General features: G+C 53.5%; 11 protein-coding genes. All 11 read right to left on the bottom strand.

What is annotated here, in order from left to right:
• Nucleotide 1: 1 nt before the first annotated feature.
• The 11 genes from gspJ to sslE all read right to left on the bottom strand — a co-directional run bounded on the left by gspJ (nt 2) and on the right by sslE (nt 13,789).
• Entirely contained in the window at nt 2-601 is a 600-nt protein-coding gene (gene gspJ / locus FTE26_RS15265) for a type II secretion system minor pseudopilin GspJ (protein WP_001255040.1), read from the bottom strand.
• Nucleotides 598-969 (bottom strand): type II secretion system minor pseudopilin GspI, encoded by a 372-nt coding sequence (gspI, locus tag FTE26_RS15260; protein ID WP_000820125.1) that lies wholly within the window; start codon nt 967-969, stop codon nt 598-600. The genes gspJ and gspI overlap by 4 nt, the downstream gene beginning before the upstream one ends.
• Nucleotides 966-1,529 carry a type II secretion system minor pseudopilin GspH gene (gene gspH / locus FTE26_RS15255; protein ID WP_001115140.1) on the bottom strand — a complete coding sequence of 188 codons (564 nt, stop codon included), beginning with the start codon at nt 1,527-1,529 and terminating at the stop codon, nt 966-968. Before gspH ends, gspI begins: the two co-directional genes overlap by 4 nt.
• 3 nt (nt 1,530-1,532) lie before the next feature.
• The gene (gspG, locus tag FTE26_RS15250) at nt 1,533-1,988 is read right to left on the bottom strand and encodes a type II secretion system major pseudopilin GspG (protein ID WP_001087296.1); all 456 of its coding nucleotides are present in this window, start codon (nt 1,986-1,988) and stop codon (nt 1,533-1,535) included.
• 16 nt (nt 1,989-2,004) lie between these two features.
• A complete protein-coding gene (gene gspF, locus FTE26_RS15245) occupies nt 2,005-3,228 on the bottom strand; it encodes a type II secretion system inner membrane protein GspF (RefSeq protein WP_001173453.1) in 1,224 nt (407 codons plus the stop codon).
• A complete protein-coding gene (gspE, locus tag FTE26_RS15240; RefSeq protein WP_000249348.1) occupies nt 3,228-4,721 on the bottom strand; it encodes a type II secretion system ATPase GspE in 1,494 nt (497 codons plus the stop codon). Before gspE ends, gspF begins: the two co-directional genes overlap by 1 nt.
• Nucleotides 4,721-6,781: a type II secretion system secretin GspD gene (gene gspD / locus FTE26_RS15235; RefSeq protein WP_000498824.1), complete on the bottom strand. Its 2,061-nt coding sequence runs from the start codon at nt 6,779-6,781 to the stop codon at nt 4,721-4,723. The genes gspE and gspD overlap by 1 nt, the downstream gene beginning before the upstream one ends.
• A gap of 29 nt (nt 6,782-6,810) precedes the next feature.
• A complete protein-coding gene (gene gspC / locus FTE26_RS15230) occupies nt 6,811-7,770 on the bottom strand; it encodes a type II secretion system protein GspC (protein WP_000135069.1) in 960 nt (319 codons plus the stop codon).
• 17 nt (nt 7,771-7,787) lie between these two features.
• Nucleotides 7,788-8,198, bottom strand: a complete 411-nt coding sequence (gene gspS2 / locus FTE26_RS15225; RefSeq protein ID WP_001324279.1) for a type II secretion system pilot lipoprotein GspS-beta — start codon at nt 8,196-8,198, stop codon at nt 7,788-7,790.
• Nucleotides 8,199-8,263: 65 nt separating this feature from the next.
• On the bottom strand, nt 8,264-9,073 hold the full coding sequence (pppA, locus tag FTE26_RS15220) for a prepilin peptidase PppA (protein WP_001297673.1): 810 nt from the start codon (nt 9,071-9,073) through the stop codon (nt 8,264-8,266).
• A 147-nt stretch (nt 9,074-9,220) separates the two neighbouring features.
• The gene (gene sslE, locus FTE26_RS15215) at nt 9,221-13,789 is read right to left on the bottom strand and encodes a lipoprotein metalloprotease SslE (protein ID WP_001034511.1); all 4,569 of its coding nucleotides are present in this window, start codon (nt 13,787-13,789) and stop codon (nt 9,221-9,223) included.
• Between the last annotated feature and the right edge of the window lie 147 nt (nt 13,790-13,936).

Genomic DNA, 13,936 nt, shown 5'->3' with positions numbered 1-13,936 from the left:
ATTATTGCGGCCCGCGTAACAACCAGATGCGTTCAATCTCGCCCCATTGCGGCGAATGCAGGGTCATGCGTACCGCCACAGGGATCGCCTGTACTGACGACCAGCTCTCCTGCCAGCGCGTGCCGTCGTAGAACTGCAAACGGAGCGAATCGGCCGGAATCAACTTTTGCATTGTCGGCTTCACGCTGCCTGCGGCATCGGTCAGCGGCCAGGCTAACCGTTCGAGATAACCGTCATGAATGCGGTAACCGACGGTGAGCAGATTACTGCGCGGCAGACGCATCAACGGGTTAACCACACCGCCGCGCACAAAACGCATTCCTTCACTCTCAGACGCCAGCACGCCAGCGCCAGCCAGTAACGCTGGTTCACGCTGGCCCTGATCGCCTCTTACCGGACGCGGCATCATTTGGGTCAGATCGTGGGTCAGAAAACTCATCGTTTGCTGCATGAGGTTTAGTTTTTGATCGTGTCCGGCGACGGCGCTATTCACGCGCGTGACGCCGTTAGTCACCTGCTGCGCCATCAGTGCCAGCGAGGCAAAAATGGCAATTGCCACCAACATTTCCAGTAACGTGAAACCAGCGCGAGTCCTTCTCACTGTTGGCCTCCCACGGCGCTAAACCAGGCGCGTCGTGACTGAATCACCGACGAAAAGTCTTCGTGAAGGCTGACTTCAATATCCACCGCCTGGAGCAGCGCGTTGCCTGTACTCAGCGGTGTGGTTCGCCAGTACCAGCGGCTTCCTGCCATATCGCTCTCGCCCTGCTGCCTGACCGCCCGCTGCTCGCGGGTCATCAGGTAGAGCAGCGCGGTCTGGTTTTCAGCCACCCAGCCCGCTACCGTTTTTTCCTCAAGAATTTGCTGATTACTCAGCGCACCGCTGGCAATCTGTAACACCGCCGTGGCAGCCAGCGCAAAAATCGCCAGCGCGAGCATCACTTCCAGCAAGGTAAATCCGCGCTTCATGGCATCCTCTCATCACATTGATTGAGGGATAACGCGCCATCGTGTGCCAGCTTTACCGCCCAACATGCGTTTTGCGCCGCCGAGTAGAAGCGCAGCGTAAACGGCGTGGCGGGTTCAAAAGGCGAAAAACGGATCTGCGGCGTCTTCTTTTTCGCCTCTTTTTGCAGCTCAAGTTCAATATCGTGCAGCGTCAGTCGACGACGTTGCAGCTCCAGCGCATATTCCTTCTGCCAGATATCACTTCCGGGTTGTAACAGCATCTGCACCTGTTTCGGCACCGTAACCTGTGCCGATAACCGGGTCGAGGAAACGGGCGACCACTGCCCCTGACGACGCTGCATAAACTGGTAGCCAGGCGGGTCGATTAGCACACCGAGTGTTTTCCCTTCGATCACTGCCCTGTCCTTAAACTGCGCAAAGCGAGTCAGAAAATCCTGCGCCGCTTTTTTCGCGGGCGATTCAGAATCGGTCGCAAAAGTCTGTACCACGCCCGCACTGGCAAGGCCGATAAGAAAAATCACCAGCATGATTTCCAGAAGTGTGAATCCGCGTTCAGGCACTGCTTACTGAAACTCCTGCAAATTCCAGTTACCGATATCTGCGCCAGCGCCTTCCCCGTTTTCCTGACCATCCGCCCCCAGGGTATAAACATCAAACAGCCCTTTTTCACCCGGACTGAGATACTGATAATCATTGCCCCACGGATCCTTTGGCAGTCGTTTAATGTATCCACCAGTACGGTAGTTGCGGGAGTCCGCCATATTGGCTGGCTGCTGGATCAGCGCCTCAAGCCCCTGTTCTGTGGTCGGATAACGCCCGTTATCCAGTCGGTACATATCCAGTGCGTTTTCCAGCGCCACGATATCGCTGATGGCTTTTTGCCGATCGGCTTTCTCTTTGTTGCCCAACAGGTTAGGCACCACCAGACTTGCCAGGACGCCAAGAATAACAATCACCACCATCACTTCCAGCAGGGTAAAACCTGCCCGTGGTTTTTGTGTGCGGGATAACGAATTCATGTGATAACTCCGTAAATTACATTCCAACCATATTATTCAGTTGCAGCATCGGCTCGAGGATGGCGATGACAATAAACAGCACCACGCCCGCCATCATCACCACCAGCGCCGGTTCAAACAGCCCTAACGCCAGCCCCACCTGGGTATCAAATTCCCGTTCCTGGTTGACTGCGGCCTGCTCAAGCATGGTTTCCAGTTCGCCGCTCTGTTCGCCGGAGGCGATCATGTACAGCATCATCGGCGGGAACAGGCGCAACTCCGCCAGCGCGGCGCGCAGACTGCTTCCTTCGCGGACGCGATCTGCCGCCAGCAGTAGTTGTTGTTCGACATAGCGATTTGCCGACACGGCGGCAGCAGTCTGAATACCTTCCAGTAGCGGAACACTGCTGGCGGTGAGGATGCTTAAGGTGCGGGAAAAACGCGCCGTATTCAGCCCGCGCGCAACACGCCCCGTCACAGGCAGGCGCAGCACGGTTTGATCCCAGCGCAGGCGCATAGCAGGATTTTTAAGTAGCCGTTGCCCCAGCACCAGAAGCCCCAGCAAACCCGCCAGCCAGTAAACGCCGCTGGCCTGTAACGCGTCGCTCATGGCAATAAGCGTGCGGGTTGAGGCGGGTAGCGCGTGTCCGAGATGATCAAACTGTTCGATGATTTTCGGCACCACTGCCGTCAGCAAAATAGTGACTACGCCCGTTGCCACCACCAGCAGAACCAGCGGATAGAGCATGGCCTGCAATAGACGTGATTTCAGGCGCTGTCGCTGTTCGGTGTAATCTGCCAGGCGATTAAGCACCACGTCGAGATGCCCGGATTTTTCTCCGGCAGCAACCATCGAACAAAACAGAGAATCAAAGACGCGGGGATGTTCGCGCAGGCTGTCCGACAGGGTGTAACCTTCCTGAATCCGGCTGCGCAGCGCCATTCCGAGGCTTTTTACATGCAGTTTTTCACTTTGCTCACTGACCGCCTGTAAGCAGGTTTCCAGCGGCATTGCTGCCTGTACCAGCGTTGCCAGTTGGCGCGTGAACAGCGCAAGATCTGCCGCCGCCACGCGACGATGTGCGTGCCGCCGACGCTGCAACATCCCCCCTGACGAAGTATTCATCCGGGCTTCAATATGCACGGGGATAAGCTCTTTACCGCGCAACAACTGGCGGGCATGACGCGCGGAATCCGCCTCAATCATACCTTTGGTTTTGCGACCATTACGCTCCAGCGCCTGATAGTAAAACAGTGCCATTACGCCTCCATGGTTACCCGCAGAACTTCATCGAGAGAGGTTTCTCCGGCGAGCACTTTCTCAATGCCGTTGCTGCGGATACCCGCAGAGTGTTGTCGGACATAACGTTCCAGCTCCAGCTCCCCGGCCTGACGGTGGATCAAATCACGCAATGTGGCATCCACCACGATCAGCTCATGGATGGCAGTCCGTCCGCGAAAACCTTTGTGATTACAGGCGGGACAGCCCTGTGGATGGTACAGAGTGACGGTACGGGCGTCGGTAATTCCCAGCAGGCGTTTTTCTTCGTCAGTGGCTGGTGCGGGCTGGCGGCAGTCGGGACACAGCGTGCGAACCAGTCGCTGCGCCATCACGCCCGTCAGACTGGAAGAGAGCAGGAAAGGCTCCACGCCCATATCCTGCAAACGTGTGATCGCCCCCACCGCTGTGTTGGTATGCAGCGTGGAAAGGACCAGGTGTCCGGTAAGTGAAGCCTGGACGGCGATTTCTGCGGTTTCGGTATCGCGGATTTCACCGACCATCACCACATCCGGGTCCTGACGCAAAATCGCGCGCAGCCCACGGGCAAAGGTCATGCCGACGCGGGTGTTAACCTGCGTCTGACCGATCCCTTCAATCATGTATTCGATGGGATCTTCAACCGTGAGAATGTTGCGCGAATGGTTGTTCAGCTCCTGCAATCCGGCGTACAGCGTGGTGCTTTTGCCGGAACCCGTCGGCCCCGTCACCAGAAAGATGCCGTGCGGTTTGTGTAACAGCTGGCGCAACTGCGCGGTCAGTTGCTGGCTAAGCCCCAGACGCTCCAGCGTCAGGCGGGCCTGGTTTTTGTCCAGCAGTCGCAGCACCACGCGCTCGCCCCAGGCAGAAGGCATGGTGGAGACACGCACGTCAATCGCCCGGCCGCCCAGCAACAGCGCAATACGTCCATCCTGCGGCACGCGCTTTTCGGCAATGTCCAGCCGCGCCATCACCTTGATACGCGACACCAGCAGCGAGGCCAGTTTGCGCCCCGGACGCAGCATTTCATGTAATGTGCCGTCAACACGAAAACGGATCACCAGACTCTTTTCAAACGTCTCAATGTGGATATCCGAAGCGCCTTCTTTGATTGCCTCTGCCAGCATGGCGTTGATCAGTTTGATGATCGGCGCATCGTCGTCGCTTTCCAGCAGATCTTCCGTTTCCGGCAGTTCTTCCGCGAGGGTAAAAAAGTCCTCGGCAGAACCGAGATCTTCCATCAGTTGGCGAGCCTCGGAAGAGTCCCGCTGCCAGACCGCATTCAGCCGCTGTTCAAATTCGGCTTCGTCGATTTGCCGCAGCGTAAAGGGCGCGTTCAGCCCCCGCTGCAGCTCCTGCAAAACAGAGAGCGACAACGGATGAACATGGAGGATCTCCAGCGACGCTTCGCACCATGCCACCAGGCTAAACCGACGGCTGAAACTGTAGGGCAGACGCACGGTGTTAGCGGTGGTTTCCTGTGCTACAGGCACCATTAACGCGTTCTCCCGGCATTAAGGAACGCACGAACTTCCGGCGGTAGAGCCTGATTTTGCGCTGGCAGTACCGGCTGCGCGGTGTGCGGCATCAGGCTTAAACCTTGCTCATCGCGATAGATCTGCTCGGCGCGCATGTAGTTATATTTGCGCTGCGACACGCCGTCTGCCGCCATACCGTCACGCAGAATGGTCGGGCGGATAAACACCATCAGGTTACGTTTTTCTTTTTTATCCGCCGTCGATTTAAACAGGTTACCAATCAATGGGATATCGCCCAGCAGCGGCACTTTCGCCACGCTTTCTCCCGCCTGATCGTCCATCAGACCACCAAGCACAATCAGCTCACCATCGTTAGCCAGCACGGTGGTTTTCAGTTTGCGCTCACCAAACACCACGTCGAGGCTGGTCTGTCCTTCCACCTTCGAGACTTCCTGCTCAATCACCATCTGTACCGCGTTACCTTCGTTAATCTGCGGCGTGACTTTCAGCATGATGCCGACTTTTTTCCTTTCTACTGTATTGAAAGGATTGCTGTTATTGGAGCCAACGGTAGAGCCGGTTAATACCGGAACGTCCTGGCCCACCATGAAGAAGGCTTCCTGGTTGTCCAGCGTGGTGATGCTCGGCGTGGAGAGCACGTTCGAGCTGGAGTCGTTTTTAACCGCCTGCACCAGCGCCATCCAGTCGCCTTTCACCACACCAACCGCCGTACCGCTAAAGCCGGAAAGAAGCTGGGCGAGCGTGGAGAGATCGCCGTTGGTATCCGGATTAATGGTGGTAGCGCCGTTTTCACTGATCACCGTCGAGCCTTTCTGCGGTTTCGCCTGAGAAATGGCTGCCCCCAGCGTACCGATAGGGATCTGCGTACCATTAGCAAACTGCATTAATCCGGCATCTTTCGACGCCCACTGCACGCCGAAGTTGATATTGCTACCTTCGGCAACTTCCACGATCAACGCCTCGACGTGCACCTGAGCACGGCGAATATCCAGTTGTTCAATCACGCTTTGCAGCGACTGCATGATGTCCTGCGGTGCGGTTACAATCAGGGCATTACTGTGTTTGCTGGCGGCGATGGATACAATCTCACGCCCGCTACCGACCGTGCCTTCCGCCTCTTCTTTAGCCGCCGTGAGCGTACCGCTGACCTGCTTCAGCACATCGACCAGATCTTCGGCTTTGCTGTATTTGAGATAGAAAACCTGGCTGTTGCCGCTGCGTTCCATTTCTGAGTCCAGCCGACGGATCAGGCGGCGCATTTTGTCCCGCGTGGCCGGGTCACCACTGACAATCACACTGTTGGTGCGTTCGTCGGCGACAATTTGAGATTTCAGCGTCGCTGGCTGGTTCTCGCCGCTGTTTTTCGTCAGGCTTTCCAGCACGCGGGCGATTTCCGAAGCCGAGGCGTTATCCAGCGGGATCACCTCTTCGGTGCGATTACCCGCGTGATCCACGCGCTGGATCACTTCTGTCAGGCGCTCCACAACGGAGGCGCGTCCGGTGAGCATAATCACGTTGGAGGGATCGTAATTAACAACGTTGCCTGAGCCTGCGCTGTCGATCATCTGGCGCAGAATCGGTGCCAACTCGCGTACCGACACATTACGTACCGGCACTACTTTGGTGACCATTTCATCGCCCGCGTAGTTGTCGCTGCCTTCACCGACCAGCGGCAGCGGCTCGACTTTCGCAGCGCTGGATTTCACCACCTTCAGCACGTCGTTTTCCATCGGTACGACGGCATACCCCTGTGCTTCCAGCAGGTTAAGGAATAGCTGGTAATACTGGCGTTCATTGAGCGGGGTCATGGTGCGAATACTCACTTTCCCCTGTACGCCCGGCCCCATAATGATGGTTTTATTAAGGTTAGCGCCGACGGTTTCGATGAACGATTTCAGGTCGGTATCTTTAAAATTAGCGGTGAAAGTGGCTTCTTCCGCCCAGACCGGTGAACTGCATAATGCCGCTGCCAGCACCAGCGGCAGTAAACGCTTTTTTGTTTTGAGGCCAGTTGTCTTCTTACGCCAGACCGACAACGTAATATCACGCCAAAACACGATGAATGATTCTCCTGGATTAAATGCGGTTAGCGCAGCGCGATGGAAATGTCGTGGCGCGCACCCTTGCGTAAAACCGTAAGTTGAATGGAATCCATTGAAGGTAACTGCCGCATCAGAGCAATCATTGCTCGTGGATCAGTGAAATCCTGCTGATTTAGCGCAATGGCGATATCGCCTTCCTTGAAACCGCTGGCATCGAACAGAGAACGATCTGCCCCCGGCTTCACTGCATAACCGACAATTCCCTCCTTACGCACAGGCGTAAGCTGGATATAGTTAAAAATTTTCTGCGGATCTTTCGCCAGTGCCTGACGCACGGCAGTCGGGATCTCCACTGGCGCACTGACAGCAGGTTCAGCAACAGCTTGCTTTGCTTCGTCACTGACAGCTTTTTTGTTGGTCGCGGCAACGGTGGAACGCTCCTCTTCAGCCAGGCTCAGGCGCTCTATTTTTCCCTGATAGCGCAGCATCACATGGTCGCGATTGATTTCCTCAATCACCGCATTGTGCGAGCCAAGCGTTTCACCCTGCAAATAGACCTGCTGTTTACCGCCTTCTTCAATAACCGCGCCGGGTCTGGCACCAAAGGCAATCCCGCGCAGCACCACATTAAGACGCGTTTCTGCCACAGGCACAGGTTCGGGTTGTTTTACCGGCGTGGCGACGGGCTGATATTTGCCAAACCAGTTTTGCTGGCTGATTAATTGCACGTCATTTTTATCGAACGTTTTTGCATCCGCACGGGGCGGTTTATTCGCCGATGGGGAAACATCCGTATATTCCGCAGAAAAGGAGAAATAGCGCCAGAGTGAATGCGCCACTTTTGCAGAAATAATAAGCAGCATCAGCCAGAACATCCCGCGTACAATTTTTCGCAGATGCTCTTTGTCTGTATTAAAAGATTGTCTCTGGTTAAGAGTGTGACGAATTTTTGTCAGCCATTGAATGAGATAAATTCGTGCGTCACGAAAAACAACCCGCGCCAATTTATATCTACCCGACGTTATGCTTTGACTATTCCACAGGTGGTACGATCCAGTTTCCGCTGATACTGGTTACCTGTACGTGTATCATTAATCGTTATGCTGTAATTAATTCCCTCGGTAATCATTAATTTCACCGTTGGGTCAGCGCACATTTGTCGTTGATAGCTGGTTAAAAAGGCGTCAGGCGTCTGCGTGGTCTGAGTCCCCGCTTCGCTGATAATGGTCATTTTTACCGTCGTGCCGCTACTTTGTGCCAGCACTAAGGTATATCCCGCAGATTTAATCGGCAGGTTTTGGCTGATATTTTGCGCCTGTTTTTTCGCCAGTAAACTGGCATTTTCATTATGGCTGGCACAGCCACTTAATAATCCTGTAACGCTCAACAATAGCGATATTAATACCCTCCCTGGCATTTGTTTTATCGACATGGTAAATAATCTCTAAGGTTATTAATAAGAGTTAAAATGTCACTTTGATAATGACGTTGTTATCATTAAAACAATGCCTGTAGATAAATTGTTGCTATACCGCCCAGACTTAAACACGGTCCAAAAGGCAGTGTGGTTGATCCTCTTTTTGTAATAACGGCATATATCAGGCCGCAGCATGATGCGATTAAAGCAACATTGGGTAGCGACAACGGCCCCACCCAACTACCTAACGCAGCGAACAATAATACATCGCCCATGCCTAATGCTTCTTTACGCAGAACTACTCCGGCTATCCAGCGCAGGGAGTAAAAAGCGATAAACCCCACCAGGACGCCGGTAACTGCATCTTGTAGCGTGAGCGGGCTCTGCTGCGCCCATGCCGCAATCAGTCCCGTCCACAATACGCCCTGAGTAAAAACATCGGGCAGCCATTGGTGATCGAGGTCAATGACGCTCGCGGCAATCAGCCAGGCGGATAATATCATCACCGCCAGCGCCCATCCACTTTCCGGCCAGACCAGACTCGCCAGCAAAAAAGCGAGTGCCGTCAATAACTCCACCAGCGGATAACGCTTGCTGATTTTCGCCTGACAATCACGGCAGCGCCCTTTGAGCATCAGCCAGGAGAGCAGCGGAATATTGTCACGTATCCGGATGGTCTGCTGACAATGTGGGCAGTGGGAACGCGGTAGCGCAAGGCTTATTTTTGACTGCGCACTCGGCATTTCACCATGAAACTCCGCCATTTGTTGGCGCAGCATGATGGGGTAACGCCAAATCACCACATTCAAAAAACTGCCGATGATCAATCCTCCGACGGTTGCCAGTATGGGCATCGCCGCGGGGTATTGCTGAAAAACATCAAAAAGCATGGTTAAAGGTTGTTTGTTGTAACTTGCCGGATGCGGGCCTGCAAGTGTATGCCATACGGCTTTCCTCCAGGCCCGATAAGCTGGCGCAACCCGGTGCGCCTTATTTCATGCCGGATGCGGCGTGAACGCCTTATCCGGCATACAGGATTACTCGACAGACATCTTATGCTCGGTAACCTTGTTAATGGTTTCCGGTCCCTGTTCCGGTTTCGGCAGCTTGAGTGACGCCAGCGTGTTGTACGCCGACTGGCTCACACCGCCCTCGAAGCTCATCTCGCTCGCCCCCGGCAGCTGGTAAGCATTCGCACCCGGATTCCATTTCTTAAAGAACTCCGAAAGATCCGTCTGGGCGACCCAGGAGGCACACAGCATCAGCGTGTCCGCTGCGTTACCGTTGGATTCAGCACAGTAATTCTTGCCGCCAAACTTGTCATTGCTGACCTCATCGCCGCGTGCTTTACGATGCATCAACTGGAACAGGTTCCAGCCTTTCATCCCTTCACGCTCGCTGTAAAACTCTGGCAGAGGAGTGCCATCTGGATACCATTTCTTGATATCAAAGTTTTTCTCTGCCCATTCCTTCAGCTGTGCGTACATCAGCAGACGGTCACCCGCACCGCCGCGCGCCCATGCCTGACCGTTGCTTTCCTCCAGATATTCCGGTGCGACGGTAATATCGTCAGCGACACGGTTCATCTTGCCGAGATAACGATCCTGCATGTACAGCGCCAGCACGTTGTTAGCGACTTCAGTTGCACCCGGTACAGTCAACGGCGTTTCTGCGGCGTTATGACCGACTTCATGCCAGATCAGCCAGTCGTTCAGCGGCGTCGTCGGCAGCGTGGTGCTGTTCGGCGAGAAGCTGCTGTTCATTACCGGATAACCCGAATGCGCATCACCGATGGAGATCTGCACATCGTTGGCGAAACGATGTTTGTGGCCCGGCAAGTTTTTATAGGTAAACATCCGGTGCTTACCGTCTTCGCTATCACGGCCGTAGAAGTCATTCATCGAGCTGGCAAAGGTATCCAGATCGTTAGCGAATTGCTCCAGTCCGCCAGTGTAATTGCTGGCATTCAGGTTCTTCTTCGGTGTGGTATAGACGAAAGCGTCTGATTCCAGCTCACCCAGCGGAGCCGGTGAGTTCAGATCGTTTTTCCATGCGCCGTCTTTATAGAACGGTGCTTTTACCACGCCAGTAAAGGTGAAGCTGGCAGATTCATTGGTAGAGCTATTGCCCTTGATATAAATCAGGCCACCGTAAGGCACCTTGAACTTCACCGTACCGCTAGCGTCCAGAGAGTACGTTTTAGTCACTCTTGGCGGACGGTTCAGCGCAACTTCATGCTTCTCACGTCCGGTCAGGTCGTCAGCCAGCGCCACGGTGACGGTCACAGGAACGTTCGCATTGGACTTAATGGTGACCTCTTTCTGAGCCGGTGCCCACAGGCCAGTTGACTGCATGTTACCTGCAAACCATTTGGTCGGATTCGAGTACAGGCTGATGGTTTCAGTAACGTTCTGTCCCTCTTCCGATACTGCTCCCGGATACTTCTCGACATCAACTTTGATGTTCAGATCCCACCAGGAACGGCCCAGCATCAGGCGTGTCAGCGGTTTTTCCATATAGTTGAGCGGGTAGCTCGGGTTCATCATGCCCGCTTTGCTGCTACCGTCACCGTAGATCATGTTGTTATCGACCAGCGATTTTTTCAGATCTGCAGAACACTTGGTGCCGCCTGCATAGGCATCATTGGCGTAGCAGTTCAGGAACTCGGTGAACGTTTTAAAGCCCAGCTCGTCATTTTTGCCTTCTTCATAACGATAGCTCGTATCGTTCCACAGCCAGACCGACATGTTCTGGTACAGACGTTCCAGATCGACGCAGCTCAGACGCTCACCTTTGCGACCATTGGTCCGGAAGTAGAGCTCATGCTGATACAGACGCTGAATGTTGGTGCCTAAATCCGCAGCCTGCACCATCGCTTTTGCAGTGTCGGCGTTAAGGCTTAGTTGCGTATACTGTGGAACATACATGCCACCAGTAACCGGAACCCCCGTGCCAGGACGATATTCCAGGCAGTTGACCTCATAGTGATATGCCGGATTAGTACACTCTTTCAGCCCCGGGAACGCGGCGAAAATTTTCTCCTTCGCAGCCTTCAGAGAATCCTCTGTTTTATGATCGGCCTCATCAATAAAGGCATAACGCGTTTCCTGTTTGCCATCTACATCTTCCAGCCAGCTGGCAACTTCCAGCTTCGGTTTGTCATCAGGTTTGTTTTCTACCTGATATTTCCACTTAACTTCCCCTGTCTTACTATCGATGGTGTACGGCAGCGCACCATCTACGGCAGGATAACGTTCATAGACCCAAATGCCCGTTGCGCGCTGCTGACGAACGCGGTTCGGATACCCTTGCGGATCGTTATTTACTACCGACTTGTTAAGCGCCATCGACAAACCTGCGGCATCAAGCAGACGTACAAAGCCAGATGCGCTCTCTTCCTTAAGATTGCTCATCACGTTTTCCATGATCAGCACCGATCCACCTTTGTTCAGATAGGCGATCAGATCGGTCACATCCTGCTGAGTCAGCTTCGGTTTGCTGGTATCTGCACGCAGCGGGATTGCATAAGGATCGTTACCCACCTGAGTCACATATTCAAAGCCGTTAAGGATCAGCAGCGGCATTTCCTGCGGATCGAGATCGCCATAGCTACTTAAATGCTCAACAGAGATGCCCGCAAAATCCGGATGGAAGTCGAACGCAGCGCTGTTTCCTGTAACCTGACCATGACGTTTAAAATAGACAGTATCCAGGTTGGTGCCTACGGTCATGCTGGCTTTCGCGTCCGGCGTCCATTTATCGTCGGACAGATAGCGCAGCACGTTCTCCATGAAGTTCTTCATGTCATCCGGGTCGCTGTTGAGCGTACACTGCCCATCTTTATTAACGCCCCCGTTCCAGCTGTAACCGTTCGGGCAACGCAAAATGCTGTTGTAGTGTGGGTTACCGATAACCATCAGTTTGCCCTCACCGACTTGCCCCAGCGAAATAAACGGCAGGTTGAAAGTGGCGGTATCGCGCGTAACGTTTTCCGGCTCAACAAGAGAAGGCGCTTCCGTAATGTACGCCAGCTCGTTTTTATCCCAGGCGCGTTTTTCGCCAAACGCCAGCCAGTAGTTTTTATCATTACGCGCCATCAGAATCGGGAAGGCCGCGTTGGAGATATTCACCACCGCCTGACCGCGCGCATTACCCGTGCTGCCATAGAAGTTAGTAGAGTCATGGAATACATGGAACTTGCTGACAGATTTGTAGTTCGTATCCACGCCCCACAGCTTGTTGATAACGCCCTGAATCTGGCCGTCATTAACATTGCGCGTCGTCAGCGAGAACCAGCGAGCCTCGTTACAACCGTCGGTTTTCGCACAAATCGCGGTATCGATCTCTTTGGCCTGACCCGTCTTAAACTGCTCGATAAATTCGTTTGGCAGATTAACAACTTGCTCACCTTCATCCAGCGTCGCACCGTTGGATAACGAGAGATTGATAATCTCGTTGATCACGTTGGGATATTCGGCAAAGACCTTGCGTACATCATCCGGAACAACACGGGTATTATTTTGCCCGGTCGTCGAATAGCGATGAATAAGCTGATCGATATTCGCCCCGCGAACTTCATCACCCAGTTCAGTCAGCGCAATGGTCGACTTATTGCCGCGCACTGAACCCAGTTCAAAGGTATCGATACCAAAGGAGATGGTTTCGCCCCAGCTAAAAGAAAATTCACCATTTTCCCCTGTCACGCCACGGCCTGAATTGGTGTAGTAGTTGACGCCAGCAACACCATATCCCTGGCTATCCACCAGGCGACCTTCTGAGAGAATGATTTCCGAAGGTTGATACTGATAAAACTGTTCCGCGTTAGCCGACACGAAGGAGGCGTTCAGATCCGGTTTTGTTCCCGGAGTCGTGACGGGGACTACCGGTGAAGTATGAGTGGATGGCGCTTTATCAGTCGCGGCATTGTTTTCCACCTCTTCATTGACCAGCTTTTTGAACTCTTCCGGTGCCAGATCGATTTGCTTATACAGCGAGTCGAAACGTTTACTCTCGATCACCGAGGAGAACTCCAGGCACACCTGTTCTGTATTCGCCGGGCAACTGTTCATGGAGGTGACCAGCGAGAGCGCATTGCTTTTCTTGTTGTCGGAACCCGCCAGTTCTTGCGCGTCCTCAAGACTAAACGACACTTTTTCAACCGCACGCAGGCTACGCGCAGCTTCTGACTGGGTGTCGAAGGTAGCAATTGTCGTGTTGTTCCCTGCCACACAGGTGACTTTGTCGCCTGGTGTAAAGGTAAAGCCATCGCTGGATTCATCATTACAGGTGATATCACCAGTTACCCGCAGGCTTCCGCCCAGGGTCAGATAACCCGTTTTCGTAGGAACAGGTTCTGGCTCCGGTTCTGGTGTTGGCTCAGGATCAGGTGTCGGTTCCGGTGTAGGTTCTGGGTCCGGCGTTGGCTCAGGCGTCGGCTCCGGGTTTGGTGTTGGATCAGGTTTCACTTCCGGCAAAGACCCTGTTCCAGAATCTACAGGCGGCGTATCGGAGGAAGATCCGGAGCCACCGCCATCACAACCGGCTAACAGGGTTGCACTCAAAATAGCCGCTAAAAGCGATTTCTTATATTTAAATTTCTTATTCATTAATAACGCAAGTGACAAAACAATGTTAAAAAATTCGTAACTGGTAGAAATATTTTTATGCTTTATCTTCTTTAATAATTTCCTCCATTCTTAAGAAAACGACATCATTGATAGAAAACAAGTGAAATTTATAAGAATAACCCCTAT

It is taken from the genome of Escherichia sp. S10b, assembly GCF_028421345.1.
In the GTDB taxonomy this organism is placed as follows: domain Bacteria; phylum Pseudomonadota; class Gammaproteobacteria; order Enterobacterales; family Enterobacteriaceae; genus ECMA0423.
Note: the sequence above shows the minus strand (reverse complement) of the source record. Positions and strands in the feature narration are given on the sequence as shown.